This is a genomic window from Cryobacterium sp. TMT4-31, from assembly GCF_004403385.1.
GTDB lineage: Bacteria > Actinomycetota > Actinomycetes > Actinomycetales > Microbacteriaceae > Cryobacterium > Cryobacterium zongtaii.
The window spans coordinates 68,791-95,439 of sequence record NZ_SOGI01000068.1 but is presented as its reverse complement, the minus strand read 5'-3'; the positions used below and the strand labels follow the sequence as shown (position 1 = coordinate 95,439).

Genomic DNA, 26,649 nt, shown 5'->3' with positions numbered 1-26,649 from the left:
TCACCATGGAACTCAATATCCTGTGGTTCTGGATCATCGCCGCGATGTTCATCGGCTACTTCGTCCTCGACGGGTTCGACTTCGGGGTGGGCATGTCCCTGCCGTTCCTCGGCAAGGACGACACCGACCGCCGGGTCCTGATCAACACCATCGGCCCGGTCTGGGACCTCAACGAGACCTGGGTCATCGTGGCCGGCGCCTCGCTGTTCGCCGCGTTCCCCGAGTGGTACGCCACGATGTTCAGCGGCTTCTACCTGGCGTTGCTGCTCATCCTGCTGGCCCTGATCGCACGGGGCGTGTCGTTCGAGTACCGGCATCAGCGGCCCGAGCTGAAGTGGAAGAAGTCTTTCGACACCATGATCGTGGTCGGTTCGGCCGTGCCCGCCCTGCTCTGGGGTGTGGCCTTCGGCAACGTCGTCCGCGGCGTGCCGCTGGATGAGAACTTCAACTACATCGGCAGCTTCTTCGATCTGCTGAACCCCTACGCGTTGCTCGCGGGCCTCACCACGCTGCTGCTCTTCTTCACGCACGGCGTGATCTTCGTCTCCACCAAGACCGAGGGCGACATCCGGGTGCGGGCCCGCGCCCTTGCGATCAAGTCGGGGCTGGTCACCATCGTCGTGGCAGCGACCTTCCTGGTCTGGACAACGCTCGCCTACGGCACCCTCGCCTCCGGCATCCTCGCCGCCGTCGCGGCCGTGGCCCTGATCACCGCCTACCTGGCCAACCTGCGCGGCAACGAGCGCACCGCGTTCGGCCTCATGGCCGTCACCATCGGTTTCGCCGTGCTGACCCTGTTCGCGTCGCTGTTCCCTGATGTGATGCCGGCCAGCAACGATGTGGCCAACAGCCTGACCATCGAGAACGCTTCGTCCACGCCGTACACGCTGCAGGTGATGAGCTGGACCGCGCTGATCGCGGCCCCCGTGATCCTGGGCTACCAGGGGTGGACCTACTGGGTGTTCCGCAAGCGGATCAGCCGGTCGCACATCGAAGCCGCCGTACACTAAAACGGATGCGTCCCCTCGATCCTCGGCTTCTCACCCATGCCTCCGCAGCCCGGTGGTTCCTCCTCGTCGGTGCGGTTCTGGGCCTGGCCCAGACCCTCACCATCGTCGCGTTCGCCTGGTTCCTGAGCCAGAGCATCACGCTCGCGGTCAGCGGCGAGTCGCTGGAGTCACTCAGCAGCACCGTCTCCGCGCTGGCCGCCGTGGTCATCCTGCGCGCCACACTGGTGTGGCTTCTCGAGGTCGCCGCCAGCCGGGGGGCCGCAGCCGTGAAGAGTCAGCTGCGCACCGCGGTTCTTCGCCGGCTGGCTGAGCGAGGACCGGACTGGCTGGCCGGCCAGCAATCCGCCAGGGTTGCGACAGTGGTCACGAGCGGATTGGACGCACTCGACAACTACTTCGCGAGGTACCTGCCCCAACTGCTGTTGACGGCCATCGCCACGCCGATCCTGGTGCTGGTGATGCTCTGGCAGGACCCGGCCAGCGGCATCACGGTGATCATCGTTCTCCCGCTCATCCCCGTGTTCATGATCCTGATCGGCCAGGCCACCCAGGTCGTGCAACGTCAGCAATGGGATGCCCTGCAACGGCTGTCGGCGGGTTTCCTCGATGTGGTCGGCGGTCTGGCCACCCTGAAGATCTTCGGTCGGGACCGCCGCCAAGCCGCCCGCCTGGGCAACCTCACCGACGAGTACCGGGGCCGCACCATGAAGGTGTTGCGGGTCTCGTTCCTCAGCGGATTCGCGCTGGAGCTCGCCGGCAGCCTCTCGGTGGCCCTGATCGCCGTGTCCATCGGACTGCGGCTCGTCGACGGGTCGTTGCTGCTGGGTGTGGGCCTGTTCGTGCTGCTGCTGGCGCCGGAAGCCTTCCTGCCGGTGCGACAGGTCGGCGCACAGTTCCACGCCGCGGCCGACGGCCTCGCCGCGGCCGAAGAAGTCTTCGCCATTCTGGAAGACGACGACCTCCCGGACCGTATGCCCCGGGTCGGTTCGGAAGGGACGGCCGGCGCGACTGTTCCCGCAACGCCCCACGACGTCGACAGCGTCGACACCCTCCGCTTCGACGCGGTGACCATCCGCCGCGGCGACGCCACGATTATCGACAGTCTCCGCGCTGACTTCGCCGCCGGGCAGCTCAGTGTGCTCAGCGGCCCGAGCGGCGTGGGCAAGTCCACCCTCATCGGTGCCCTTCAGGGCTTCATTCCGTACGACGGCCGGCTGTTCCTCGGCGCCAAGGCCGTGCTCCCCGACGACAGCCGGCATTGGCTCGCCTGGTCCGGGCAACGCGCCGGCCTATTTTCCGGCAGTATCTCGAGCAACGTCGCCCTCGGCGCAGACGTCACCGACGATGCCCTGGTCACCACCGCGCTGCGGTGGGCGGGCGCCGGCGATCTGGATCCCGCACTGCGCCTGGGTGTCAACGGGGCCGGACTGTCCGGCGGTCAATCCCAGCGGGTCGCCGCCGCGAGGGCCATCTACCGGTGCATCTCCCTGGACTGTCCGGTCCTCGTGCTCGACGAGCCGAGTTCGGCTCTCGACACGACCGCCGAGCAGGCCCTCATCGAGGGACTGCGCCGGTTGGCCGGCCAGGGCCGCATCGTCATCGTCGTGAGTCATCGCCCGGCCTTCGTGTCCGCCGCCGACCACGTCGTCCACCTGAACGAGGTCGCCCATGTCTGATCGACGTTCTCCCTTCGCGCTGGGTGTGTCCACGGCGACCCGGTCCGTGCTCAGACTCGCCCAACCGCCGGCACGCCGCAGCCTGCCCGGCCTCGCGGCCGGGGTGGGCAGCGCCGCCAGTGCGGTGGCGCTCCTGGCCTGCTCGGCGTGGCTCATCACCCGCGCCGCCGAAATGCCGCCGATCCTGTTCCTCGGCCTGGCCGTCGTCGGTGTACGCGCGTTCGCCCTGTCCCGCGCGGCGCTCCGCTATCTGGAGCGACTGCTCAGCCACGATGCGGCGTTCCGCCAGCTCGGAGAACTGCGGCTGGGCATCTTCGCCCGTCTGCTGCCCCTGGCCCCCGCCGGACTCGCCGGCACCAGGAGGGGCGACCTACTGACCCGGCTGGTGCGCGATGTCGACGACCTGCAGGACCTGCCGCTGCGGGTAGTGCAGCCCCTGGCGACCTCTGGCCTGGTGGCCGTTCTCAGCGTCGTCGGGGTCTGGTGGGTGCTGCCGTCGGCGGGGCTCACCCTGATGGTGTGCCTGATCGTGGCCGGCATCGTCGGCACCCTCGCGACAGCGGCGCTGTCGGCCCGCTCCGAGCGCGACCTGGCACCGCTTCGAGGTGCCCTGGCCGACGAGGTGCTCGAGGTCGTCGAGAACCTCGACGTGCTCACGGCCTTCGGCGCCCTCGAGACCCGACTGACCGAACTCGCAGCGGTGGAGAACAGGCTGCGGACGGCGTCGCTCCGCAGCTCAACGGGAGCCGGAGTGCAGGCCGCCGTGATCTCACTGTGCGCCGGCGCCGCGACCGTACTCGCACTCATTGCGGCAATCCCGGCCCTGGGCTCCGGCGGTGTGTCCGGCCCCGCCCTCGCCGTGGTCGTGCTGATTCCCATGGCAGTGTTCGAGGTCTTCGCCATGATCCCCCCGGCCATCAGTGCCTGGCGCCAGGTCCGCTCCAGTGCCGAGCGGGTGGCGACGGCGGTGCCCGAGACGATTCCAGCCGAAATCCCGTCGGATGTCGCCCTGCGAGAGGCATCAGAGCCGACCGCCGTCGTTCCTCAGACCGGCAACCCGCTCATTGAGCTCACGGCGCTGGGAGCCAGCTGGCCGGGAACAGATCATCCCGCGCTGGCCGGGGTGACGCTACGGCTGAACGCCGGCGACCGCGTCCACCTGGCGGGGGCCAGTGGAGCGGGCAAGACCACCCTCGCGCAGACCTTGGTGCGTTTCCTCGACTACACAGGGTCATACAGGGTCAACGGCGTCGAAGCCAGAGACCTGGCTCCGGCCGAGGTGCGGCGGATCGTGGGACTGTGCGAGCAACGACCGTGGCTGTTCGACGACACCGTACGGCAGAACCTGCTCTTCGCGCGGGACACCGCCACCGACGATGACCTTCTCGACGTGCTCGCCCGGGTCGGGCTCGCCGACTGGGTTCGCCGGCGCGGCGGCCTGGATGCCCGGGTGGGCGAGCGCGGGGCCCTCGTCTCCGGCGGCCAGGCCCAGCGGATAGCCCTGGCCAGGGCGCTGCTGGCCGACTTCCCGGTCCTCATCGTCGATGAGCCCACGGCCAACGTAGACACCGGACTCGGCGACACTCTCGTGCGGGACATCCTGTCGGCGGCGGCCGGCGCCGGCCGGGCCGTGTTGCTCATCTCGCACACCCCGGTTCCGGTCGGGCTGATCACGAGCACCTACACTCTCACGGCCGGATCCGGCCTGAAGCTGGACCCTACTCCGGGGGAAGCTCTCGTTCCATGAATCTGGCCTCCCGGCGCTTCAGCCAGCGCTTGACGAGGACCACAACCACGCCGAAGGCAGCGATCGCGCCGACGAACAGGTACCCCGCGAAGTGCAGCTGGTCTGAAATGCTGCGGTATCCCTCGGCCGCCGCGGCGCCGACGCTCACGTAGGCCACGGTCCAGAGCACACAGGCGGGCACCGTCCAGGTCAGGAAGGTGCGGTACCGCATGGTGCTCATGCCCACGGTGAGCGGGATGACCGAGTGCAGCACCGGCAGGAACCGCGAGAGGAATACGGCGATCCCGCCGCGCCGTGCCAGGTAGCGCTCCGCGGCCGCCCAGTTCTTCTCACCGATGCGCCGGCCGAGCCAGCTGAGCCGGATCCACGGGCCGAATCGGCGCCCCAGATAAAAACCGATGCTCTCACCGGCCAGTGCGCCCAGGATGACCGCCAGCACCAAGCCGACGTATTCGACGGGTCCCTCCACGGCCGTGCTCGCCACGATCACGATGGTGTCGCCAGGGACGACCAATCCGATCAGCACCGACGTCTCCAGGAGCATGCCCACGCCCGCCAGCAGGGTGCGCACGACGGGGTCGACGGAGCTCACGGCGTCCAGGATCCAGTTGAGTACGTCGTTCACCTCGCCAGCCTAAAGCGTGTGCCTGCGCGGGTGGTGTGCGCCCGTGCGTGCGGGCGTGGCTGGGGATCAGTCATCCCCTGAACTGGGTGCTGGACCCTGCAGAATGCGTGCACGACCATGGACCATGGCAACAAGGATGCGCGGCCCCCACCCTGGCGAAACCGTCAGGATGGTGCGCACCGCCGCCGCATCGTGATCCAGCGCCGAAGCGCCCTGCACCTGCTCTGGGCGATGCCCCTGGTTTTCGTGGTCAGCCTGCCCGCGCTCGCTATCGCCAGACTCAGCTGGTGCCCATGGGGCGGGTGCAGCAGCTGGCAGGGACCGTACCCCGCAGACACCGGCACGGCGATCACCGCCTGCATCGCTGCCGCCGTGGCCATGACCCTGGCTCTCGCACTTATCCCGTGGCTCAGGCCGCGTACCATCAGGATCGCCTTGGCTCTGCTGACCGGTGCCTGCTGGGGCCTCGTCATCGCGCTCATCGCCCACGAGCTGTAGACAGGGCCACGAGGACAGGCCTGCCCCTCCGGGAGTCATCTCCGCGGCTCTAGGCTGAGAGGATGCCGTCGACACCCAGCCTCCCGCAACCGGACGTCACCCAACGCCCGGCCCCGATGCTGCCCGACCCGGTGTTCTCCCGTCGGCTCCCGCACTGGATCGACCCGGCCGCGGCCTTCGATCTATTGCACCGCGAGGCCAGCCATGCCGTCTGGCTGGACGCCGGAACCGGCGCGACGGCAGGTGTGAGCTATCTGGCGGGCGCCCACGACGGCTCTCGTTTCGTCACCGCCTCGGCCCGGACCGGAACGGTAACGTGTTCCCGGCCGCTCGACGCCGCCACTGAGGCCCGTACGACGGCCGGCACCATCTTCGACTTCCTGCGTGCCGACCTGAACACAGTGCGCGCGACGTCGGCGGACGGGACCTCTCCGGACGAGGTCGGTTTCCGGCTCGGCTGGATGGGCTGGTTCGGCTACGGTCTGGCGGCGACCGCCGCCGGTCTCCGGGCGGGGGAGCAGGCCGGCGATGCTCCCGATGCCGCGCTGCTCTACGTCGACCGTGTCATCGCCTTCGACCACGCCGCCCGCACGGTCACCCTGCTCGCGAGCAGCGGACCCGACCTCTCCCCTGCCGCCATCGAGGAGTGGGCACTGCACATCTCTCGGGACCTCAGCTCTCGGAACCTCAGCTCTCGGGACGTCAGCAGCCGGCTGCCCGACTCCGCTCCGCAGGACACGCCGGCGCGACCGCTGCTGCATCTGGCATCCGCCACGGCCGTCGACGTGCGTTGGCGGCACGACGCCGGCGAGTACGCGCGCCTGATCGAGGCCTGCCAGGATCGCATCGAAGCCGGCGACGCCTATCAGCTCTGCCTCACCAACGAGGTCACCATCGCCGGCAGCTTCGACCCCGTCACGGTGTACCGGCAGCTGCGCGCGGGCAGTCCGAGTCACCACGGCGGCCTACTCAGGTTCGGCTCGCATGCGCTGTTGAGTGCCTCTCCGGAGGAATTCCTCTCCGTGACACCACGGGGTCGGGTGCAAACGCGTCCCATCAAGGGCACCAGGCCTCGATCTCCCGATCCGGTCACCGACCGGATGCTCGCCACCGAACTGCTCGCCAGCGACAAGGAGCGCGCCGAGAACCTGATGATCGTCGACCTGATGCGCAACGACCTCGGCCGGGTGGCCGCCCTCGGTACGGTCGCGGTGACGTCGTTGCTGCAGGTCGAGAGCTACCCGCACGTGCACCAGTTGGTCAGCACCGTCGTCGCCCAGCTGGCGCCGGGGATGACCGCGGTCGACGCCATCGAAGCCACCTTCCCGGCCGGGTCGATGACCGGGGCGCCCAAGGCCAGCGCCATGAGCATCCTCGCCGCGCTCGAAGGTGGCGACCGTGGCATCTACGCGGGGGCCTTCGGCTACCTCGGCAACGACGGCGCCGTCGATCTGGCCATGGTCATCCGCAGCATCGTGCTCGGCCCGGCGGGCGCCTCGATCGGAACCGGGGGAGGCATCACGGCGCTCTCGGTGCCCGCCGAGGAGATCGAGGAGACCCGGATCAAGGCCAGGGCCCTGATCGGCGCGATCCTGGCGTCCGCCGCGGCGCCGGACCCGGCGGATGGTCAGGGTTTAGTAACCTAGGAGCTTGGGCGTCGCCAACGGGGTACAGACCCGCTGTGCAGAACGCCACCTCACCACAATGAATGAGAGTCACGTGGCACACGAGCACGACACCATGTCCAACGGCCCCGAGGACGAAGACGGTTACGACTTCGCCGCCATCCAGGCGAAGTGGGCGCCGATCTGGGACGAGCTGGAGCCGTTCCGCACCAGCGACCCCGACGACACCCGGCCGCGCAAGTACGTGCTGGACATGTTCCCGTACCCGTCCGGCGACCTGCACATGGGCCACGCCGAGGTGTACGCGCTCGGCGACATCGTCGCCCGCTACTGGCGCCAGCAGGGTTTCAACGTGCTGCACCCGATCGGCTGGGACTCCTTCGGCCTGCCCGCCGAGAACGCCGCCATCAAGCGCGGCATCGACCCGCGCGGCTGGACCTACGACAACATCGCGCAGCAGAAGAAGAGCATGAAGCTCTACGCGGCATCCTTCGACTGGTCCCGCGAGCTGCACACCAGCGACCCCGAGTACTACAAGTGGAACCAGTGGCTGTTCCTGCAGCTGTACAAGAAGGGCCTGGCCTACCGCAAGGACAGCTGGGTCAACTGGGACCCGATCGACCAGACCGTGCTCGCCAACGAGCAGGTGCTCGCCGACGGCACCAGCGAACGCAGCGGCGCCGTCGTGGTGAAGAAGAAGCTCACCCAGTGGTACTTCAAGATCACCGACTACGCCGACCGCTTGCTCGATGACCTCAACCAGCTCGAGGGCACCTGGCCGGCCAAGGTCCTGAACATGCAGCGCAACTGGATCGGCCGCTCCATCGGCGCCGACGTCGACTTCACCATCGAAGGTCGCGCGGAGCCGGTCAGCGTCTTCACGACCCGCCCGGACACCCTCTTCGGTGCCACGTTCATGGTCGTCGCCCCCGACGCCGACCTGGCTGCCGACCTCGTCGCCGACGCCTCACCCGAGGTGCGCGAGCGCTTCGCGGCGTACCTGGTGCAGGTGCAGAACAGCACCGAGATCGAACGCCAGGCCACCGACCGGGAGAAGACCGGCGTCTTCCTCGAACGGTACGCGATCAACCCCGCCAACGGTGAGCGCCTGCCGATCTGGGCCGCGGACTATGTGTTGGCCGACTACGGTCACGGCGCCGTGATGTCGGTTCCGGCCCACGACCAGCGCGACCTCGACTTCGCCCTGCGCTTCGACCTTCCGGTACGCGTCGTCGTCGACACCACGGCGCCGGTCACCGGTGTCATCCCGGTGATCACCCCGGGGATGCTGGACGGCTCCGAAGAACTGCCGTCCCTCGACTCCGACGCCCTCGACCCCGCCCAGACCGGCGTCGCGCTCACCGGCGACGGCCGCCTGGTCAACTCCGGGGCCCTCAACGGCCTCACCAAGGCCAACGCCATCAAGCGGATGATCGACAAGCTCGTCGCCGACGGCACCGGGCGGGCGGCCAAGAACTACCGCCTGCGCGACTGGCTGATCTCCCGTCAGCGCTACTGGGGAACCCCGATCCCGATCATTCACGGCGAAGACGGCACCGAGATCCCGGTTCCTGAGGACCAGCTGCCGGTGTTGCTGCCGCCCACTGACGGCCTCGACCTCAAGCCCAAGGGCACCTCCCCGCTCGGCGGTGCCGCGGACTGGGTGAACGTCGTCAACCCCATCGACGGCACCCCGGCCAAGCGCGACGCCGACACCATGGACACCTTCGTGGACAGCTCCTGGTACTTCCTGCGCTTCCTCAACCCCACCGACGACACCAAGGCGTTCGACCCGAAGGAAGCCGACAAGTGGGCCCCCGTCGACCAGTACGTCGGAGGTGTCGAGCACGCCATCCTGCATCTGCTCTACGCCCGCTTCATCACCAAGGTGCTCTTCGACCTCGGCTACGTCACCTTCACCGAACCGTTCACGGCTCTGCTGAACCAGGGCATGGTCATCCTCGACGGTGCGAAGATGTCCAAGAGCAAGGGCAACCTGGTCTACTTCACCGAGGAGGTCGACAAGTACGGCGTCGACGCCGTCCGGTTGACCATGGCGTTCGCCGGCCCGCCCGAAGACGACATTGACTGGGCCGACGTGTCCCCGGTCGGTTCGGCGAAGTTCCTGGCCCGTGCCTGGCGCGTCGCGCGCGACGTCACCAGCGCCCCGGATGTGGAGTGGAAGACCGGGGACGTTGCCCTCCGCCGCGTCACCCACCGGTTCCTGGCCGACGCCCCTTCGCTGATCGAGTCGTTCAAATTCAACGTCGTCGTGGCGCGAATGATGGAGCTCGTCAACGCGACCCGCAAGGTGATCGATACCGGTGCCGGACCGGCCGATGCCGCCGTGCGCGAAGCCGCCGAGGTCACCGCGATGGCGTTGAACCTGTTCTCCCCGTACACGGCCGAAGACATGTGGGAGCGGCTCGGCTACGAACCGTGCGTCGCGCTAGCCCTGTGGCGGAAGCCCGACCGCAGCCTCCTGGTCGCCGAGTCGGTGACCGCGGTGGTGCAGGTCGACGGCAAGGTGCGCGACCGCCTCGAGGTTTCCCCGAAGATCAGCAGCGACGATCTCGAGGCCCTCGCCCGTGCGTCGGCAGCCACGATCCGTTCGATCGGCGACCGCGAGATCATCAAGGTGATCGTGCGGGCGCCCCGGATGGTGAGCATCGTCACCAAGCCCGCCGCTTAGGCCGCACGCCCCGCCTCCACAGTCGGGCCCGGCTCCGCCCCGCGCACAGGTTCCCCTCAGGGGCCGGTGCGCGGGGCGGAGCGCTGTAACCACCACTAACGTGGACCGGCTCTAAGACCCCGGCGCCCCGCGGGGGGTTCCTCCACAGGCTGGCCGGTAGTCGCCCCGACACAGATCCCCTCACGGAACCGGTGCGAGTGGCGGCGCTGTTTAGCCTGTCCGCATGGATTTTGACCCGTTCGCCAGTTTGACGCCGTCATCCCGCACGCGCTCTGGGGAGCCAGGGGCCCTGTCGGCCGGCCCCGGTCGCACCCGCATACGCGTCGGGGTGGGCGCGGCCATCGTCCTGTTGCTCGCGGCGCTGGGCATCAGCGTGACCGTGACCGCCATCGGGCAGGTCAGCCACAGCGTTGCGGTGCCGGCGAATCCGGGCGCGGACCCGCTGGTGGACGACGCGAGTGCGAGCCAGACAGCGGATCCACCCACCGGCGCGACCCCGGAAGCGCAGGCCGACCCGCGCGGCACCGGTGCGCCGACCGGCGAAGCGGAAGCACCCGGAGTGTTTGTGCACGTGCTGGGTGCCGTCGCGCATCCCGGCCTGTTCGAAGTGCACGAGGGTGCCAGGGTCATCGACGTGGTCGCCGCCGCTGGCGGTCTGCTCCCCACCGCAGACGAGGCCGGCCTCAATCTGGCTAGACTCGTCGCCGACGGCGAGCAGCTCTACGTTCCGGCGCACGGCGAGGTCGTGCCCGGTCCGCCTGCCGGGGCGCAGGCCGGAGGCGCCGGGACGCCCGGCGGCGCACCCGGCGCCGCGAACGGGGGTGCAGCGGCGAAGGTCAACCTCAACACGGCCACGTTGGAGGACCTCGACACGCTGCCTCGGATCGGCCCGGTGATGGCCCAGCGCATCCTCGACTACCGCGCGGCGGAGGGCAGATTCGCGAGCATCGACGATCTGCGCAACGTGACCGGGATCGGCGAGAAGACCTTCGCCGCGCTCACGGACCTGATCACCGTATGAACCAGGACGGCATGACCCGAAGCCGGAACAGCGTGGACCTGCGGCTGGTGCTGCCGGCCGCGGCATGTTGGTTGTCGGCCGGGCTGCTGGTGGCGACGACGACGGATGCAGCCCTCGTGGCCGGCCTGGCTGCGGCCGCCGCCGTCCTGCTGACCGTCGGTGCACTCGTGACCGGGTCGCGAGCACGTGGCGCGGGCTTCCTGGTGCAGCGCGTCCGCCCGGTACTGGCCACCGTGGCCGTGTGCTGCGTTGCGGCCGCATTGGCCGGGCTGTCCGTCGCGGTGCAGGCGCCGGTGCGGTTGCCCGAATCCGTTCGCGCTGTCGCAGCCGAACACGGCGAGGCCTCCGTGGTTCTCACGGTCTGGTCGGCGCCGGCGCAGAGCAGTCGGTCGGCCATCGGGGGTGGGGCGCAGATGCGGTTCCGGGCCACGCTCACCACCATCGGCGAGCCACCCGGTCAGGCGAGCACGGGGGAGGCTTCCCCAGCCGGGACCGGCCTCTCGGTGCCCGTCGTCGTATTCGCCCCGGCATCCGCTGAGACCCCCGCCATCGGCGAGGGGATCCGGATGACGGGCACTCTCGGCGCAACGGAGCCGGGTGACGCGGCCGCCGTCCTGATCTTCGGGCGAGCCCCACCGGAACCGGTTCACCCCGCGCCGTGGTGGCTGGCCTGGGCGAACGCCGTTCGCGAGGGGTTCGCGACCGCGTCCGCCGAGCTGCCCGGTGATGGAGCGGGCCTGCTGCCCGGGTTGGCGATCGGCGACACCACGGCGGTGGATGACAGCCTCGACCAGGACATGAAGACGAGCTCGCTCAGCCACCTCACCGCGGTGTCCGGAGCCAATTGCGCCATTGTGCTCGCCATCGTCCTGGTGGCAGCAGCCGCGCTGGGCCTCGGCCGGGGGTGGCGGCTGGTCTGCGGGCTGGTCGTGCTGGCCGGCTTCGTGGTGCTCGTCACTCCGGAACCGAGCGTGGTGAGGGCCGCGACCATGGCGACCATCGTTCTGCTCTCAGGTTCGCTCGGTCGGCCAGGGCGGGGGCTCCCTGCCCTGGCCATGGCCTCGCTGTGTCTGCTGATCTTCGATCCCTGGCTGGCCCGCAATTACGGCTTCGCGCTGTCGGTGCTGGCCACCCTCGGGCTGCTGGTGTTGGCGGGGCCGCTCAGCCGTCGGCTCAGACGCTGGCTTCCCACACCCGTCGCCGCGGTACTCTCGATCCCGATCGCCGCTCAGCTGGCCTGCCAGCCGGTGCTGGTCATGCTCAGTCCGACGCTCCCGGTGTACGGGGTGCCGGCGAACCTGCTCGCAGCCCCCGCCGCGCCGGTGGCCACCGTTGCCGGCCTGGTCGCCTGTCTGCTCCTGCCGTGGGCACCCGTTCTCGCGACCCCGCTGGTGTGGCTGGCCTGGCTGCCGGCCACCTGGATCGCCGCTGTCGCGACCACGACCGCCGGTATGCCTGCCAACAGCCTGCCCTGGCCGGGTGGACCGTTCGGAGTGGTCCTCATCGTGGCCTGTACCGTCGCCGTGCTGACTGTGCTTGCCGCCCGAGGCTCCGGCCGGGTGACAGTGCTGGTGCGGACCGTGAGCGGGACCTTGGTCTGCGTGGTCGCCGGGTGGGCGATCGGAGGCGCGGTCGGCTACGAGGCGGGCCGGGCCGCAGTCTTCCCCACGGCCTGGCAGATCGCCGCCTGCGACATCGGCCAGGGCGATGCCGTGCTCGTGCGTGACGGTGCGTCGGTCGCGCTCGTCGACGTGGGCCCGGACCCGGCGCTGCTGGCCGACTGCCTGGACACCCTCGGCATCGACAGGGTCGATCTTCTGGTCCTCACCCACTACGACCTGGACCACATCGGCGGTCTGGCCGCGGTGATCGGCCGGGTGGACACCGCACTGGTGGGCCGGCCGGAGACCAGCCAGGATGCGGCGCTGCTCGACCGGCTCGCTGCCGGCGGGGCCGACGTGCGCGAAACCGCCCGCGGCGACACCGGCGCCCTCGGCGCACTGACCTGGGAGATCCTGTGGCCGATCCGCGGCTCGACCCTCATGCAGACCGGGAACCCCGGTAGCGTCAGCATGGCGTTCGACGGCGGCGGCATCCGGTCGCTTTTCCTCGGCGACCTCGACGAAGAGGCGCAAAAGGGGCTTATGGCCGCCGGTCAGATCGGTGCCGTCGACGTGGTCAAGGTCGCCCATCACGGTTCTCGCGACCAGAGTGCCGCCCTCTACGCCGAGATCGAGGCGAGCATCGGAGTCGTATCGGTCGGTGCGGACAACGGCTACGGACACCCCACCAGGTCGGTGCTCGACATCCTCGGCGCGGCGGGAACCACCGTGCTGCGCACCGACCGGGACGGGATGGTGGTGGTCGCGCCCGGCACCGGTGCCCCGACGGCCCGCCGGGGACTCGTGGTCTGGACGGAGAAGGTCACAGGTGCCGGTTAGGCTGGGTTGGTAGCGAAGGGAGCCGCGTGGCCGCACGAACAACCGCACAGGCACGAACCGGCAAACCGGCCGCCAAGGCCGGCGCGGCGAAGATCCCGCAGCTCGCCTGGCATCAGGTGCGCCCGGCGCCCGTCGTGCTCGTCTCTGGTACCGAGACCTTCCTCGCCGAACGCGCCATCCGGTCGCTGCGGGACTTCCTCAAGCTGGAGGACCCCAGCCTCGAGGTCAGCGACATCCAGGCCGACAGCTACGCGCCCGGTGAGCTGCTCACCCTGGCCAGCCCCTCGCTGTTCGGCGAGCCGCGGCTGATCCGCGTGAGCAACGTCGAGAAGTGCAGCGACACCTTCCTCACCGAGGCCATCGATTACCTGCAGAACCCCGCAGACGACACCTACGTCGTGCTGCGCCACGGCGGCGGCGTGCGCGGCAAGAAGCTCCTGGACACCATCCGCAGCGGCGTGGGCGGCGCCGTGGAAGTGGTCTGCGCCGAGCTCAAGAAGGATTCGGACAAGCACGACTTCGCCACCGCCGAATTCCGCTCGGCGGGCAAAAGAGTCACCCCGAGCGCATTGCGGTCGCTGGTGGCCGCGTTCTCCGACGACCTGGCCGAGCTCTCCGCCGCCTGCCAGCAGCTCATCGCCGACACCGGAGCCGAGGTCACCGAGACCACGGTGGACCGCTATTACGGCGGCCGAGTCGAGACCAACGCGTTCAAGGTCGCCGATTCCGCCATCGCCGGGCGTCTCGGCGAGGCACTCGTCACCCTGCGGCACGCGCTGTCGTCAGGAGCCGACCCGGTCCCGATCGTCGCCGCGTTCGCCAGTAAGATCCGCACCATGGCGAAGCTGTTCGGCGTGCGCGGCGGGTCCGCCCAGCTGGCGGCCACCTACAGCCTGGCCCCCTGGCAGGTGGAGCGCGCCCAACGCGATATGCGCGGCTGGAGCGATGACGGTCTGGCCCGGTGCATCGTGATGCTCGCCGAGACCGACGCGGCCGTGAAGGGCGCCGGCAGAGACCCGATCTTCGCGCTCGAGCGGCTCGTCACGGTCATCGCCAAACGCGGCGAATGAGGGCGGCCGGTCACGGACCGGGCGGCCGAGGCCGACTCAAGGCTGGCCGGACACCGTGACCGAGGAGCGGTTCAGGTAGATCCACACCCCGTCGGTGAACTCGGGGTCGCCGCAGATATCCCCGCTCACCTTCACCGGCAAAATGGTTGAGGAGCCGGCCAGATCGGCCCGCGATGCCGTCGCGGCGAACGACGCCGGCAGGGACGGGCAGTATTCCAGCTGGACCCTGCCATACAGGTCGGTGAACTGCACCATGATCCGCTGGGTGGGCATCGGCAACAGTACCGTGAGCACCACCGCGAGAGCGGCCAGCGCGAGGCCGACGACGCCGAACACCGACCCGAGGATGGTCAGCCCCCGCCGAGGGGATGCCGTGTGTGCTGCCGGGTGCGCTGCAGGCTGAGCTGCCGGCTGCGCGGCAGCTTCGGTGGCCGGCGGCGTTGCGGCGGGCGCAGTGATGGACGGTGCGGTGATGGACAGTGCGGCGGTGGACGGTGTCGTGTTGGGGGGCGCGGTGGGCAGCGAGGCCGCGAACAGGACGCAGGCCCCGGTCAACACGAGGATGAAACCGAGCAGCCCCGCGAACACCCAGGGGTTCAGGCCCTCGTATGCGGTGACTGCGGGGGCCGACCAGAGGCCGACGGCGATGACGGCGGCTGCTACGGCGAACGCGCCGCCGAGGAACCGGGCCTGATGGCGCCAGGCGGACGGTTTCACCGGGCCGGTCTGCTCGCTTGTCACGACGCCACCATAGCGTCGGCCGGGCACCTCGGAAAGGGCCGGCCGGATCCGGCGGCAACACAGAAAACCCCCGCCCAGGAGGGCGGGGGTGTGTCTGTACTTCTGAACTGCTGAAGAGCGGTGCTGCTTAGAGCGCGTTGACAGCCTTGGCGATAGCGGACTTCTTGTTCGCTGCCTGGTTCTGGTGGATGACGCCCTTGCTGACGGCCTTGTCGAGCTTCTTGGAAGCAACGGCGAGGCTGGCGACAGCCTTGTCCTTGTCACCAGCGGTGACGGCGAGGCGCGTGGCCCGGATAGCGGTCTTGAACTCGCTCTTGACCGCCTTGTTGCGCTCCTGCGACTTCTTGTTCGTGAGGATCCGCTTGATCTGCGACTTGATGTTTGCCACGTTTTATACGCTTTCGTTAGGTTCTTGTTCGGATGGGCCGCCCGGCGATAGAGGGCACCGTGCGGCGAAAATCGTGTGGGGTGGGACCCAACACGCAAGCCAACAGGCAACGATACCAGTTATCTGCCCGGCTGGCTGACCGAATCGGGGGAGCTCTGATCGAGATCGGCCTCGATCTCAGTGATGATGCACCTGAGCACAGTATCAAACCGGTGCGGCCGATGCAGGCTGACCAGGTGGCCGGCCCCGGGAACCGTCACGAGGGTGCCTCGCTGCGCCGCCGCGAGGAACCGTCGTTGGTGCAGGCGGAAGTGATCGTACGCGCCGTTGACCAGCCAGACCGGTCCGGGAAACGCCCTGAGATCGGCTAGCGGCGACAACCGCCCCGTCGCCGCGAGGCCCGCGTCCATGACGTCCAGGCCTACGCCGCCGGCGAGCACATCCCGCACCCCGGCCGGCGGGAGCATCCGCCGGACCAGGAAGGTGTGCAGCCAGAGACCGCGGTCCGGGAACCTGTGGATGATCCGGGCGAGCCAGCGATAGGCGGCCAGTCCCGGCCCGCCCGGTTCGAACGACGACCCGGCGGCCACCAGGCCGAGCACCCGGTCCGGGTTCCTGGCCGCGTAGGCGATGGCGTAGTAGCCGCCGAGCGACAGTCCGACGAGCAGCACCGGCCCCTCGACGGCGTCCACCGCCCCATCGATGGCACCGAGCGCACCGTCGAGGGTGAACGGCTCGCCCAGGCGCGAGCCGTGGCCGGGCAGGTCCACGGCGACAACCGGATGTCCCGCCGCCGCCAGCCACTCCAGCTGGTGCCGCCACATGCTGGCCGAGGTGCGGATCCCGTGCACGAGCACGACGGGGACCCGGTAACCGGCGGTGGGCATCAGGCGCCCCGCAGGGTGCCCGACGCGCGGGCGCTGGCGACGGCGGAGGTCCGCGACCCGACGCCGAGCTTGCCGAAGATGTGCACAAGGTGCGACTTCACCGTCGCCTCGCTGAGGAACAGGTCCTGACCGATCTGCCGGTTGGAGCGGCCGGCCGCCACGAGGGCAAGCACCTCGACCTCGCGGGGGGAGAGCCGGCCCTCCGGAACGAGCGACCGATCGGCCAGCCGGGTCACGATGGCCGGAGCGAGTGCGCTCTGTCCCGCCGCCGCGGCCCGCACGGCGGCGACGAGTTCGGCGGGCGGCGCGTCCTTGAGCAGGTACCCGCTGGCGCCGGCCTCGATGGCACCGAGGATGTCGGCATCCGTGTCGTAATTGGTGAGGATCAGCACGTGCGGGGCGCCGGGTCGGGACCGGACCAACCGGGTGGCCTCCGCGCCCTGCATGGGGGTGCCCGGTGGGTCGGTATTGGGCAGCGCACCACCGAACTGCAGGTCCATCAGCACCACGTCGACCCGGCCGGAGGCGGCCAGGGCCACGGCTTCCTCCGCCGTGCCGGCCTCCAGCTCGACCTCAAGGTCTGGCTCGGCGCCGAGCATGGCGCGCAGTCCCGCCCGCACCACGGGGTGGTCGTCCGCGAGCAGCACCCGGATCATGCCAGCGCCTGACGAATCGGGAATCGCACCGCGACCGCGGTGCCCAGGCCCGGTGCGGACTCCAGGACGAAGGAGCCGCCGAGCGCTTCGACACGTTGCCGGATGGCGACCAGGCCGAACGAGTCCGGACTCTGAGCCGTGGCGTCCGTGAGGGTGAAACCGCGCCCGTCGTCGACGACGTCGAGGGCCACCTCATCGGTCATGTAGCTCAGGGTGACCTCCGCGCGGTTGGCGCCGGCGTGTTGGGCGACGTTGGCGAGCGAGCCCTGCGCGATCCGCAGCAGGGTCGTCTCCAGCGACATCGGCAGCGCGATCGGGTCACCCGTCACATGCAGGCTGACCCTGGTGGCATGGTCGCCGACCGGTGCGGTGCGCTCTGCCGACGAGGCGAGCCTGGCGAGTGCGCCCGGCAGGGTCTGGCTGTCCAGGGCCGGCGGGGTGAGCTCCCGGATGAACCGGCGGGTCTCCTGCAGATTGGCTGCCGCGGTATCCCTGGCCAGGCGCAGGTGCTCCAGGGCCGCCGGATCGGACACCCGGCCCTCGACGGCGTGCAACAGCATCTGGATGCTCGACAGCCCCTGCGCCACGGTGTCGTGGATCTCCCTGGCCAGGCGTTCCCTCTCGGCGAGGGTGCCCGCGTCACGTGCGGTGGCCGCCAGCTCGGTGCGCGTGGTGAGCAGATCTTCGATCAGGTTCTGCCGTTCGGCGGCCTCGCGCAGCAGTGCCCGGTAGCCCAGGCCCACCGCCACCGCCACGCCCGCGCCCACCAGCGGGCCGAGGGTGGCGCCCAGGCTCAGGCCCACGTGGAAGCTCATCGCCCAGATCGTCAACAGCACGCTGAGCAGGACCAGGGGGATGCCGGCCCTGAGGGGCAGCACGTGCAGCTGCAGGAAGAACAGCGGGAAAACGATGAAGGCGGCATCCGGTGCCAGCAGGGTCAGTGCGAGCCACTCCACCAGCAGCACGGCCATCCAGACCGGCACGACCCATCGCCACGGCCGCCGGCGGGCCAGCTCGCTGCCGCCGACATAGCTGGCCAGGAAGAGCAGCGACAGGCTCACCACGGCGACGGGGTTCGGCACCGCCCCCAACAGGGTCCGCACGATGACCAGCCCGGTCAGCCCGATGATCAGAACGTGCAGGCCGATCCGCAGGCCGGAGAACACCGGGGTGAGCGCTGAGTGCGGAAGACCCTCGCCGATGCTGGCGGGCGGCATGGGATCCCGGCGGAGCGGGGAGGTGCGGAGTGCGAGGCTGGACATGGTGCGCCCAGCCTAATCAGGACCGCTGGTTCCGTCATCCGTCGAATGGATGACCGACTGCCACCCGGGCAGGTCACACCGATGCTGCGGGGCATGGGAGAATTGGGCCATCATGTCACCGAGAGCTCTCAAGGCGCTGGAACCGGCCGCCACCGCCCCCGCGTTCATCCGTAACTTCTGCATCATCGCGCACATCGACCACGGCAAGTCCACGCTGGCCGACCGGATGCTTCAGATCACCGGCGTCGTCGACGACCGTTCCATGCGTGCCCAGTACCTGGACCGGATGGACATCGAACGCGAACGCGGCATCACCATCAAGAGCCAGGCGGTGCGGATGCCGTGGGAGATGGACGGTCAGACCTACGCGCTGAACATGATCGACACCCCCGGCCACGTCGACTTCACCTACGAGGTCTCCCGCAGCCTGGCGGCCTGCGAGGGCGCCATCCTGCTCGTCGACGCCGCCCAGGGCATCGAAGCCCAGACCCTGGCCAACCTCTACCTGGCGCTCGAGAACGACCTCACCATCATCCCGGTGCTCAACAAGATCGACCTGCCGGCCGCCGACCCCGACAAGTACGCCAAGGAGCTCGCCAGCCTCATCGGCGGCAGCCCCGACGACGTGCTTCGAGTCTCCGGCAAGACCGGCGTCGGCGTGTCCGAACTGCTCGACCGGGCCACCTCGCTGATCCCCGCCCCCGTCGGCGACGCGAACGCGCCGGCCCGCGCCATGATCTTCGACTCCGTCTACGACAGCTATCGCGGCGTCGTCACCTACGTGCGCATGATCGACGGGCACCTCAGCCCGCGCGAGAAGATCCAGATGATGTCGACCCGCGCCACCCACGACATCCTCGAGATCGGCGTCACCAGCCCGGAACCCACCCCCAGCAAGGGCCTGGGCGTCGGAGAGGTCGGCTACCTGATCACCGGCGTGAAGGACGTGCGCCAGTCCAAGGTCGGCGACACCGTCACCACCGCGATGAAGCCCGCCACCGAGGCGCTACCCGGCTACACCGAACCCAAGCCGATGGTGTTCTCCGGCCTGTACCCGATCGACGGCAGCGACTACCCGGCGCTGCGCGAAGCGCTCGACAAGCTCAAGCTCTCGGATGCGTCGCTGGTCTACGAGCCCGAAACCTCCGTCGCCCTCGGCTTCGGCTTCCGGTGTGGCTTCCTCGGCCTGCTGCACCTGGAGATCATCACCGAGCGCATCGACCGGGAGTTCAACCTCGACCTGATCACCACCGCGCCCAGCGTGATCTACGAGGTCACCACCGACGACAAGAAGACCGTCACGGTCACCAACCCGAGCGAGTTCCCCAACGGCAAGATCGCTGTCGTCGAGGAACCCATCGTCAAGGCAGCGATCCTCGCGCCCAAGGACTACGTCGGCGTGATCATGGAACTCTGCCAGGGTCGCCGCGGCACCCTGCTCGGCATGGAGTACCTCGGTGAGGACCGGGTCGAGATCCGGTACACGATGCCGTTGGGCGAGATCGTGTTCGACTTCTTCGACCAGCTCAAGAGCAAGACCGCCGGCTACGCGTCCCTCGACTACGAGCCCATCGGCTCGCAGGAGGCCGATCTGGTCAAGGTCGACATCCTGCTGCAGGGCGAACAGGTCGACGCCTTCAGCGCCATCGTTCACCGCGACAAGGCCTACGACTACGGCGTGCTGATGACCGGACGGCTCCGGAAGCTCATCCCGCGCCAGCAGTTCGACGTGCCCATCCAGGCCGCCATCGGAGCCCGCATCATCGCCCGCGAATCGATCAGCGCCATCCGCAAGGACGTCCTCGCCAAGTGTTACGGCGGCGACATCTCCCGCAAGCGCAAGCTGCTGGAGAAGCAGAAGGAAGGCAAGAAGCGCATGAAGATGGTCGGCAGGGTCGAGGTTCCGCAGGAGGCTTTCATCGCCGCGCTCTCCGGCGACGAGCCGGCCAAGAAGGAAAAGAAGTAACGATCATGCGCCGCTCGACCTTCACCGACGCCGCCGTGACCTACGCCGCCATCGGCGGCACCCTGGCCCCCGACCTGATGCGCTACCCGCCCAAGGGCCACCGCCCGCTGGAGCGTACGGTGCGCCTGGGCAGCGGCGAGGAACGGTTCCGGGTGGCCACGACGGCGTTGATGACCTGGGGCATCCAGCGCGGCAGCGGCATCGACGTCACCGACCTCGACGCCGGCACCGGCGTGCAGTACACCGGCATCGTCTTCACCGAGAACGGCACCCCGGCGCCCAACCAGGAACACCCGGTGAACGAGGCCACCTTCGCCGAGGACGGCACCGCGTTCATCAGCAACGGGATGACCGCCAAGCTGGCCATCCCCACCGGCCCGTTCACCGTCGCCGCACCGGTGCGCGTCGTCTACGTTATCGACGAGGCCGACAAGATCGGCTTCGCCTACGGAACCATGCGCGGCCACCCGCAGACCGGCGAGGAATGCTTCATCGTCGACCGTCGCGCTGACGACTCCGTCTGGCTCACCATCCGCTCCTTCTCGCGTCCCAGCACCTGGTACTACACGCTGGCCTGGCCCATCCTGCGCGTCCAGCAGGAGCGCTACACCCGCAAGTACCTGCGCGCCCTGCACCCCGTCGGACGAGGCTGACCGGATGGCTGGACCGCACCCGGTCGGCGACCCCGCACCACTGGATGGCCTCATCCCGGCTTCGGCCGCGCTCGGCGCCTCGACCCGCGACTTCGGGGTCTACCTGCACGTACCGTTCTGCAAGGTGCGCTGTGGCTACTGCGACTTCAACACCTACACCGCCACGGAACTGCGCGGGGTGAAGCAGAGCGACTACGCCAGCCAGGCGGTCCTCGAGGTGGAGTCCGCCGCCCGCATCCTGGCCGAATCCGGTGTGCCGGCCCGGCCCGCCGCGACGGTCTTCTTCGGCGGCGGCACCCCCACGCTGCTGCCCGCAGACCATCTGGTGCGGATGCTGCATGCCGTGCGCGACACCTTCGGCATCGTGCCGGGCGCCGAGATCACCACCGAGGCCAACCCGGACTCCGTCGACCTGGCCTATCTCCGCCAGCTCAAGCAGGCCGGTTTCACCCGGGTGTCCTTCGGCATGCAGTCCGCGGTACCGCGGGTCCTGGCCACCCTCGAGAGAACGCATGATCCCGAACGGGTCCCGCTCGTGGTGGCCTGGGCGCGCGAGGCGGGCCTGGACGTGAGCCTCGACCTGATCTACGGCACACCGGGGGAGACCATCGAGGATTGGCGGGCAAGCCTGGACGCGGCCATCGGCCAGCAGCCCGACCACATCAGCGCCTATTCGCTCATCGTCGAGGACGGTACCAAGCTGGCCAGGCAGATCCGCCGGGGCGAGCTCGTCCAGCCCGACGAAGACCTGCAGGCCGACTTCTACGAACTCGCGGATGCGCGTCTGGCCGAGGCCGGTTACGGATGGTACGAGGTCAGCAACTGGTCCCGGGGAACCGAACACCGGTCCCGGCACAACCTGTCCTACTGGCGCAGCGCCGACTGGTGGGGCATCGGCCCCGGCGCGCACAGCCACGTGGGTGGGGTGCGTTGGTGGAACGTCAAGCATCCGGCGGCGTACGCCGACCGCATTCTGGCCGGCCACTCACCGGCCGCCGGACGGGAAACCCTGGACGAGGCCACCCGCGAAACCGAACGGGTGCTGCTGCTCACGCGCATCCGTGAGGGAATCCCGGTGGCGACGTTGTCGACGCTCGGCCGCCGAGAGGTCGCCGGTCTGATCGCCGACGAGCTCATCGACGCTCGCGCGGCCATCGGCGGCAACATCGAACTGACCCTCACCGGTCGGCTGCTCGCCGACGCCGTGGTGCGCCGACTGCTTTCCGACTAGTGAGGCCCGGTTCTTACGATCAGCTGACGAACTTGATCGTCAGCGGGTAGGTGTACCACTCGCCCTTGTTCGCGGCGATCGCGGCCATGATGCTGAAGACGATGCTGAGGATCCAGGCGGCGGCCAGGATCAGGAAGCCGACGAGGATGACGGTGAGAATCGATCCGACCAGGTAGGCGATGGCCAGGGTGATCTGGAAGTTCAGGGCCGTCGCGGCGTGTGCGCGGATGAACGGACCGCGGTCCTTGAGCACGATGTAACCGATCAGGGCGGGCAGGAAGCCGAAGAGGATTCCGCCGATGTGGATCAGGGTCGCCCACAGCTTCTCGTCGGCCGGGCTCAGCTGGCTGGGTGCCTGGTACGGGTTGGCGGGGGGAGGCGTTGCCTCAGACATTAAATCTCCTTCGTGGGCGCTCGGGGGAGCGAGGATGGTGCTGGTCGAGCTGTCACCAGAATAGCGCCGGTCTCGGGCGCCCGCAGTGAGAAAACTAGCTGATCGGGCGCTAGTTGATCAGGCGCAGCGCGAACGGGTAGCGATACGGGCGGCCGTCTCGGGCGCTGACAAAACCGAGTACCGAGAAGATCGCGCCGATCAGCCAGAGCACCCAGGTGAGCGAGCCGAGCCCGGCCAGCAGGCCGAAGGTGAGAAGTGCCAGGACGGTGCTGAGCACGCTGATGGCGAGATAGCCGATCAACAGCGTGATCTGGAAGTTGAGCGCCTCCTTGGCCTCGCCGGCGGTGAATCGCCCGCGCTCCTTGAAGACCAGCCAGATGATCAGGGCCGGCAGGAACGAGAGGATGCCGCCCAGGTGCGCCAGGGACGCCCACAGCTTGTCCTGCTCCGGAGTCAGCGCAGCAGCGGTGCCCGACCCTGTCGGTTGTCCAGGCCCATTGGGATAGCTCATGACGATGCCCTTCGACGTGCAAGTGGATTCAGCGATGGAGAACAGCGGTGGATACCGCCACGGAGATACGTGTGCCACCACGGTACTGCGCGAATTCGTCCGTGAGCAACGGGTATCCCAGACGCCCGCGTTATGATTGGCAGTCATACGAAGAGAGTGCCAGCCGTCGGCGGCACAAACGGGAGAGGGAGGCGAGCGTCCAGTGGTATCAGACCGCAGCCTCGAAGTCCTTCGGGTCATCGTGCAGGACTACGTGGCCTCCCGCGAACCGGTCGGGTCCAAGTCGATCGTCGACCGGCACGCTTTCGGCGTCTCGGCCGCCACGATCCGCAATGACATGGCCCTGCTCGAAGAGGAAGAACTCATCGTCGCGCCGCACACGTCGTCGGGGCGCATCCCCACCGACAAGGGCTACCGACTGTTCGTGGATCACCTGGCCGACCTGCGTCCACTCACGGGCGTCCAACGGCAGGCCATCGAGGTCTTCCTCGGCCAGTCCGCCGATCTCGACGAAGTGCTCGCCCGCAGTGTCCGCCTGCTCTCCCAGCTCACCCACCAGGTGGCCCTGGTGCAATACCCCTCGTTGTCGCGGGCCACGGTGCGCCACATCGAGCTCGTGCCGCTCAGCGACACCCGGGTGCTCTCGGTGCTGATCACCGACTCCGGCAGGGTGGAGCAACGGGTCGTTGAACTGCCGCGCCCGATCGAGGAAGCCGCCCTGGCTGAGCTGCGCTCCAGGCTGAACGCCGTCGTCGGCGGCCTCGGCATGGCGGCCGCCGCCACGGCCCTGAGCGGCCCGACCGGTCTGGGATCGCCGGAGCAGACCGAGCTCGTCGATCTCATCACCGGCACCCTGCGCGATCAGGTCGGAGCGAACCGGCAGGACCGCCTGGTCATGGCCGGAGCCGCGAACCTCGTGCGCACCGAGGAAGACTTCACCGGGAGCATCTATCCGGTTCTCGAGGCCATCGAGGAGCAGGTGGTGCTGTTGCGCCTGTTCGGCGAAATGGCCACAGACCAGCACGGCGTGTCGGTGAGCATCGGCCGGGAGAACGCACCGTTCGGGCTCGGCGAGACCTCCGTGCTCACCAGCGGCTATACCTCCCGCGGCGACGCCGCCCGCCTGGGTGTGCTCGGCCCGACCCGGATGGACTACTCCAACAACATGGCGGCCGTGCGCGCCGTCGCCCGGTACCTCTCCCGACTGCTCGGCGAGAACTAGCCGCCCCACACCTATCTCGACCCGACTTCCCCACCCCAGAACCCCAAGGAGAGCCAGCTTTGGCTGACCACTACGAAGCACTCGGCGTCGCCCGCGACGCCAGCACCGACGAAATCAAGAAGGCGTACCGCAAGCTCGCCCGCCAGCTGCACCCCGACGTGAACCCCGGCGCCGAGGCGTCAGAACGGTTCAAGACCGTCACGCACGCGTACGACGTCCTCAGCGACCCCAAGCAGCGCCAGAACTACGACCGCGGCGGCTCCGGCAACGGCCAGGGCGGCGGCTTCGACGCCGGCAACTTCGGCGACATCTTCGAGACCTTCTTCGGCGGTGGCGGCGGCGGCAGCCGTGGTCCCCGTTCCCGGCGTGAACGCGGCCAGGATGCCCTCATCCGCGTCGAACTCGACCTGGACGAGGTCATCTTCGGCACCCACCGCGACATCGAGGTGGACACGGCGATCGTCTGTGCCACCTGTTCGGGCACCTGCTGCCAGCCGGGTACCTCCCCGGTCACCTGCGACATCTGCCACGGCACCGGCAGCATCCAGCGCGCCGTGCGTTCGCTGCTCGGCAATGTGATGACCTCCAGCCCCTGCGGCTCCTGCCGCGGCTACGGAACCATCATCGCCACCCCGTGCGTCACCTGCCAGGGCCAGGGCCGCGTGCGTGCCCGCCGCACCGTGCCGGTCGACATCCCCGCCGGCGTGGACACGGGCCTGCGCCTGCAGATGCCCGGCAGCGGCGAGGCCGGGCCGGCCGGTGGCCCGAACGGTGACCTGTACCTGGAGATGAAGGTGCGCCACCACGACGTCTTCAGCCGCGACGGTGACGACCTGCTCTGCACCCTCGAGGTGCCGATGACCGACGCGATCCTCGGAGCGACGGCCACGGTGAAGGCCCTCGACGGTGACATCGAAGTGGAACTGCGCCCCGGCGTACAGGCCGGCGAGATCCTCACGGTCAAGGACCGCGGCGTCACGAGGCTCCGCGGCAACGGCCGCGGTGACCTGCGGGTCGGCGTGCAGGTGCTCACCCCCACCAAGCTCGACCACAAGGAGCGGGAACTGATCGAGGCCTTCGCCGCCAGGCACAAGGTTCCGGCGCCCGCCCTCAGCCAGTTCCAGCAGGGCCTGTTCGCGAAGCTCCGCGACAGGTTCCTCGGCTAGGACCACGTTCGATGGCGCACTTCTTCCTGTCAGAGACCCTCGGCGCCTCCGCCGACGGCTCGCCAACCGCGGACCCCGCGGTCGGGGCCACGGTGAGCATTACCGGGGCTGAGGCCAAGCACGCCGTCACCGTCAGCCGGGTGCGCCCCGGCGAGACCCTGCTGCTCGGTAACGGCGCCGGCCTGGTGCTCGGCGTCACGGTCCTGTCGGCCGCGCCGGCCGAGCTCACGGCGCGGGTGGACACCGTGACTCGGACGCCGCCGGCCGTGCCGCGCATCCTGCTCGTACAGGCCCTGGCCAAGGGTGACCGCGACGAACTCGCCGTGCAGGCCGCCACCGAACTCGGCGTCGACGGGGTCATCCCGTGGGCCGCCGCCCGGTCGGTGGCCCGCTGGGAGGGCGTCAAGATCGCCAAGGGGCAGGCGCGCTGGTCCGCCATCGTGCGGGAGGCCAGCAAGCAGTCCATCCGGCCGTGGCTGCCCGACGTGCTGCCGCTGACCAGTACCAAGCAGCTGGCCCAGCTCGCTGGGACCAGCCGGATGCTGTTGCTCGAGCCGACCGCCGAGCTCAGATTGACCGCGATCGCCGTGCCCACCGACGACCGGGATATCGTGCTCGTCGTCGGGCCGGAGGGCGGCATCGCCCCGAGTGAACTGGACATCCTCGAGCAGGCCGGCGCCAGCCGGGTGCGCCTGGGCGATACCGTGCTGCGCACCTCGACGGCCGGCCCCGCCGCGGTCGCCATCCTGAACGCAACCCTCGGGCGCTGGTAGGAGCGCTTAAGATAGAACCATGGCTTCCTCCGGTGCAGAACCCACGATCTTCAGCCGCATTACCGCGCGCGAAATTCCCGCGACCATCGTCGCGGAAACCGATGACATCATCGCGTTCAACGACATCGCCCCGCAGGCGCCCGTGCACGTCGTGGTGACCACGAAGTCGCAGCAGTACCGCAACGTCGGTGAACTCGCCGCGGGGGACCCGGCGCTGTTGGCCGAGCTGATCGCCGTGGCCGGCCGGGTGGCCGACGAACACTGCGCCGGCGAGTACCGCCTGGTCTTCAACACCGGAGCCTCGGCCGGTCAAACCGTCTTCCACGTGCACGCGCACGTCCTCGGTGGCGCTCTTGAGGAGGGCACGCTTGCTGCCCTCTGACGCCGAAACTCC

The 26,649-nt window shown here is 69.2% G+C and carries 24 protein-coding genes; 16 read left to right on the top strand and 8 right to left on the bottom strand.

The window, feature by feature from the left end; all coding sequences use genetic code 11:
• The first annotated feature begins 5 nt into the window (after window positions 1-5).
• Genes cydB through cydC form a run of 3 tightly spaced genes read left to right on the top strand, consistent with a single transcriptional unit; the run spans window position 6 to window position 4,433 of the window.
• On the top strand, window positions 6-1,010 hold the full coding sequence (gene cydB / locus E3T19_RS17040) for a cytochrome d ubiquinol oxidase subunit II (protein WP_088456087.1): 1,005 nt from the start codon (window positions 6-8) through the stop codon (window positions 1,008-1,010).
• Between the two features lie 5 nt (window positions 1,011-1,015).
• On the top strand, window positions 1,016-2,686 hold the full coding sequence (gene cydD, locus E3T19_RS17035) for a thiol reductant ABC exporter subunit CydD (protein ID WP_134409417.1): 1,671 nt from the start codon (window positions 1,016-1,018) through the stop codon (window positions 2,684-2,686).
• Entirely contained in the window at window positions 2,679-4,433 is a 1,755-nt protein-coding gene (gene cydC / locus E3T19_RS17030) for a thiol reductant ABC exporter subunit CydC (protein WP_134409416.1), read from the top strand. Before cydD ends, cydC begins: the two co-directional genes overlap by 8 nt.
• On the opposite strand, the gene E3T19_RS17025 is transcribed toward cydC, so the two are convergent.
• Window positions 4,405-5,058, bottom strand: coding sequence for a DedA family protein (locus E3T19_RS17025; RefSeq protein ID WP_088456090.1), 654 nt, complete (start codon window positions 5,056-5,058; stop codon window positions 4,405-4,407). The two genes, cydC and E3T19_RS17025, sit on opposite strands and share 29 nt — an antisense overlap.
• Before the next feature lie 117 nt (window positions 5,059-5,175).
• Between E3T19_RS17025 and E3T19_RS17020 the strand changes: the two genes are divergently transcribed.
• From E3T19_RS17020 to holA, 6 genes are all read left to right on the top strand, one after another.
• Window positions 5,176-5,556: a hypothetical protein gene (locus tag E3T19_RS17020; protein WP_134409415.1), complete on the top strand. Its 381-nt coding sequence runs from the start codon at window positions 5,176-5,178 to the stop codon at window positions 5,554-5,556.
• A gap of 62 nt (window positions 5,557-5,618) precedes the next feature.
• Complete coding sequence (locus E3T19_RS17015; RefSeq protein ID WP_241980332.1) at window positions 5,619-7,202, top strand: anthranilate synthase component I family protein; 1,584 nt, start codon at window positions 5,619-5,621, stop codon at window positions 7,200-7,202.
• 94 nt (window positions 7,203-7,296) lie between these two features.
• Window positions 7,297-9,873, top strand: a complete 2,577-nt coding sequence (gene leuS, locus E3T19_RS17010) for a leucine--tRNA ligase (protein WP_134409423.1) — start codon at window positions 7,297-7,299, stop codon at window positions 9,871-9,873.
• Window positions 9,874-10,096: 223 nt separating this feature from the next.
• Complete coding sequence (locus tag E3T19_RS17005; protein ID WP_088456092.1) at window positions 10,097-10,894, top strand: helix-hairpin-helix domain-containing protein; 798 nt, start codon at window positions 10,097-10,099, stop codon at window positions 10,892-10,894.
• Between the two features lie 11 nt (window positions 10,895-10,905).
• A complete protein-coding gene (locus E3T19_RS17000) occupies window positions 10,906-13,335 on the top strand; it encodes a ComEC/Rec2 family competence protein (protein WP_166788913.1) in 2,430 nt (809 codons plus the stop codon).
• Between the two features lie 26 nt (window positions 13,336-13,361).
• Window positions 13,362-14,405: a DNA polymerase III subunit delta gene (gene holA / locus E3T19_RS16995; protein WP_134409413.1), complete on the top strand. Its 1,044-nt coding sequence runs from the start codon at window positions 13,362-13,364 to the stop codon at window positions 14,403-14,405.
• 36 nt (window positions 14,406-14,441) lie between these two features.
• Here the strand turns inward: holA and E3T19_RS16990 are convergent, their stop codons facing one another.
• The 5 genes from E3T19_RS16990 to E3T19_RS16970 form a co-directional block, all read right to left on the bottom strand.
• The gene (locus tag E3T19_RS16990; RefSeq protein ID WP_134409412.1) at window positions 14,442-15,146 is read right to left on the bottom strand and encodes a hypothetical protein; all 705 of its coding nucleotides are present in this window, start codon (window positions 15,144-15,146) and stop codon (window positions 14,442-14,444) included.
• A 127-nt stretch (window positions 15,147-15,273) separates the two neighbouring features.
• Window positions 15,274-15,534 (bottom strand): 30S ribosomal protein S20, encoded by a 261-nt coding sequence (rpsT, locus tag E3T19_RS16985; RefSeq protein ID WP_088456096.1) that lies wholly within the window; start codon window positions 15,532-15,534, stop codon window positions 15,274-15,276.
• A 119-nt stretch (window positions 15,535-15,653) separates the two neighbouring features.
• Window positions 15,654-16,421, bottom strand: coding sequence for an alpha/beta fold hydrolase (locus tag E3T19_RS16980; RefSeq protein WP_134409411.1), 768 nt, complete (start codon window positions 16,419-16,421; stop codon window positions 15,654-15,656).
• Complete coding sequence (locus tag E3T19_RS16975; RefSeq protein ID WP_088456098.1) at window positions 16,421-17,077, bottom strand: response regulator transcription factor; 657 nt, start codon at window positions 17,075-17,077, stop codon at window positions 16,421-16,423. Before E3T19_RS16975 ends, E3T19_RS16980 begins: the two co-directional genes overlap by 1 nt.
• Window positions 17,074-18,339 carry a sensor histidine kinase gene (locus tag E3T19_RS16970; RefSeq protein ID WP_240632449.1) on the bottom strand — a complete coding sequence of 422 codons (1,266 nt, stop codon included), beginning with the start codon at window positions 18,337-18,339 and terminating at the stop codon, window positions 17,074-17,076. Before E3T19_RS16970 ends, E3T19_RS16975 begins: the two co-directional genes overlap by 4 nt.
• Before the next feature lie 112 nt (window positions 18,340-18,451).
• Between E3T19_RS16970 and lepA the strand changes: the two genes are divergently transcribed.
• The 3 genes from lepA to hemW are packed head-to-tail and all read left to right on the top strand — an operon-like array spanning window position 18,452 to window position 22,189.
• Window positions 18,452-20,305, top strand: a complete 1,854-nt coding sequence (lepA, locus tag E3T19_RS16965; protein ID WP_088456099.1) for a translation elongation factor 4 — start codon at window positions 18,452-18,454, stop codon at window positions 20,303-20,305.
• 5 nt (window positions 20,306-20,310) lie between these two features.
• Window positions 20,311-20,958 carry a DUF1990 family protein gene (locus E3T19_RS16960; RefSeq protein ID WP_134409410.1) on the top strand — a complete coding sequence of 216 codons (648 nt, stop codon included), beginning with the start codon at window positions 20,311-20,313 and terminating at the stop codon, window positions 20,956-20,958.
• A gap of 4 nt (window positions 20,959-20,962) precedes the next feature.
• Complete coding sequence (hemW, locus tag E3T19_RS16955) at window positions 20,963-22,189, top strand: radical SAM family heme chaperone HemW (RefSeq protein ID WP_134409409.1); 1,227 nt, start codon at window positions 20,963-20,965, stop codon at window positions 22,187-22,189.
• Window positions 22,190-22,208: 19 nt separating this feature from the next.
• Here hemW and E3T19_RS16950 read toward each other — a convergent pair whose 3' ends face one another.
• Window positions 22,209-22,583, bottom strand: a complete 375-nt coding sequence (locus E3T19_RS16950; RefSeq protein ID WP_088456102.1) for a DUF4870 domain-containing protein — start codon at window positions 22,581-22,583, stop codon at window positions 22,209-22,211.
• Between the two features lie 109 nt (window positions 22,584-22,692).
• Window positions 22,693-23,094 carry a DUF4870 domain-containing protein gene (locus tag E3T19_RS16945; protein ID WP_088456103.1) on the bottom strand — a complete coding sequence of 134 codons (402 nt, stop codon included), beginning with the start codon at window positions 23,092-23,094 and terminating at the stop codon, window positions 22,693-22,695.
• Window positions 23,095-23,296: 202 nt separating this feature from the next.
• Between E3T19_RS16945 and hrcA the strand changes: the two genes are divergently transcribed.
• Genes hrcA through E3T19_RS16925 form a run of 4 tightly spaced genes read left to right on the top strand, consistent with a single transcriptional unit; the run spans window position 23,297 to window position 26,637 of the window.
• Complete coding sequence (gene hrcA, locus E3T19_RS16940; protein WP_088456104.1) at window positions 23,297-24,316, top strand: heat-inducible transcriptional repressor HrcA; 1,020 nt, start codon at window positions 23,297-23,299, stop codon at window positions 24,314-24,316.
• Between the two features lie 59 nt (window positions 24,317-24,375).
• Window positions 24,376-25,482, top strand: coding sequence for a molecular chaperone DnaJ (gene dnaJ, locus E3T19_RS16935; RefSeq protein WP_088456105.1), 1,107 nt, complete (start codon window positions 24,376-24,378; stop codon window positions 25,480-25,482).
• Between the two features lie 11 nt (window positions 25,483-25,493).
• Window positions 25,494-26,255: a 16S rRNA (uracil(1498)-N(3))-methyltransferase gene (locus tag E3T19_RS16930; protein WP_088456106.1), complete on the top strand. Its 762-nt coding sequence runs from the start codon at window positions 25,494-25,496 to the stop codon at window positions 26,253-26,255.
• A 19-nt stretch (window positions 26,256-26,274) separates the two neighbouring features.
• Window positions 26,275-26,637: an HIT domain-containing protein gene (locus tag E3T19_RS16925; protein WP_088456107.1), complete on the top strand. Its 363-nt coding sequence runs from the start codon at window positions 26,275-26,277 to the stop codon at window positions 26,635-26,637.
• Window positions 26,638-26,649 lie beyond the last annotated feature (12 nt).

Coding starts and splice junctions, on each gene's coding strand:
- cydB (WP_088456087.1), top strand. CDS start 6: ATGGAACTCAATATCCTGTGGTTCTGGATCATCGCCGCGATGTTCATC.
- cydD (WP_134409417.1), top strand. CDS start 1,016: ATGCGTCCCCTCGATCCTCGGCTTCTCACCCATGCCTCCGCAGCCCGG.
- cydC (WP_134409416.1), top strand. CDS start 2,679: ATGTCTGATCGACGTTCTCCCTTCGCGCTGGGTGTGTCCACGGCGACC.
- E3T19_RS17020 (WP_134409415.1), top strand. CDS start 5,176: ATGGACCATGGCAACAAGGATGCGCGGCCCCCACCCTGGCGAAACCGT.
- E3T19_RS17015 (WP_241980332.1), top strand. CDS start 5,619: ATGCCGTCGACACCCAGCCTCCCGCAACCGGACGTCACCCAACGCCCG.
- leuS (WP_134409423.1), top strand. CDS start 7,297: ATGTCCAACGGCCCCGAGGACGAAGACGGTTACGACTTCGCCGCCATC.
- E3T19_RS17005 (WP_088456092.1), top strand. CDS start 10,097: ATGGATTTTGACCCGTTCGCCAGTTTGACGCCGTCATCCCGCACGCGC.
- E3T19_RS17000 (WP_166788913.1), top strand. CDS start 10,906: ATGACCCGAAGCCGGAACAGCGTGGACCTGCGGCTGGTGCTGCCGGCC.
- E3T19_RS16980 (WP_134409411.1), bottom strand. CDS start 16,421: ATGCCCACCGCCGGTTACCGGGTCCCCGTCGTGCTCGTGCACGGGATC.
- E3T19_RS16975 (WP_088456098.1), bottom strand. CDS start 17,077: ATGATCCGGGTGCTGCTCGCGGACGACCACCCCGTGGTGCGGGCGGGA.
- E3T19_RS16970 (WP_240632449.1), bottom strand. CDS start 18,339: ATGTCCAGCCTCGCACTCCGCACCTCCCCGCTCCGCCGGGATCCCATG.
- lepA (WP_088456099.1), top strand. CDS start 18,452: ATGTCACCGAGAGCTCTCAAGGCGCTGGAACCGGCCGCCACCGCCCCC.
- E3T19_RS16960 (WP_134409410.1), top strand. CDS start 20,311: ATGCGCCGCTCGACCTTCACCGACGCCGCCGTGACCTACGCCGCCATC.
- hemW (WP_134409409.1), top strand. CDS start 20,963: ATGGCTGGACCGCACCCGGTCGGCGACCCCGCACCACTGGATGGCCTC.
- E3T19_RS16950 (WP_088456102.1), bottom strand. CDS start 22,583: ATGTCTGAGGCAACGCCTCCCCCCGCCAACCCGTACCAGGCACCCAGC.
- E3T19_RS16945 (WP_088456103.1), bottom strand. CDS start 23,094: ATGAGCTATCCCAATGGGCCTGGACAACCGACAGGGTCGGGCACCGCT.
- E3T19_RS16930 (WP_088456106.1), top strand. CDS start 25,494: ATGGCGCACTTCTTCCTGTCAGAGACCCTCGGCGCCTCCGCCGACGGC.
- E3T19_RS16925 (WP_088456107.1), top strand. CDS start 26,275: ATGGCTTCCTCCGGTGCAGAACCCACGATCTTCAGCCGCATTACCGCG.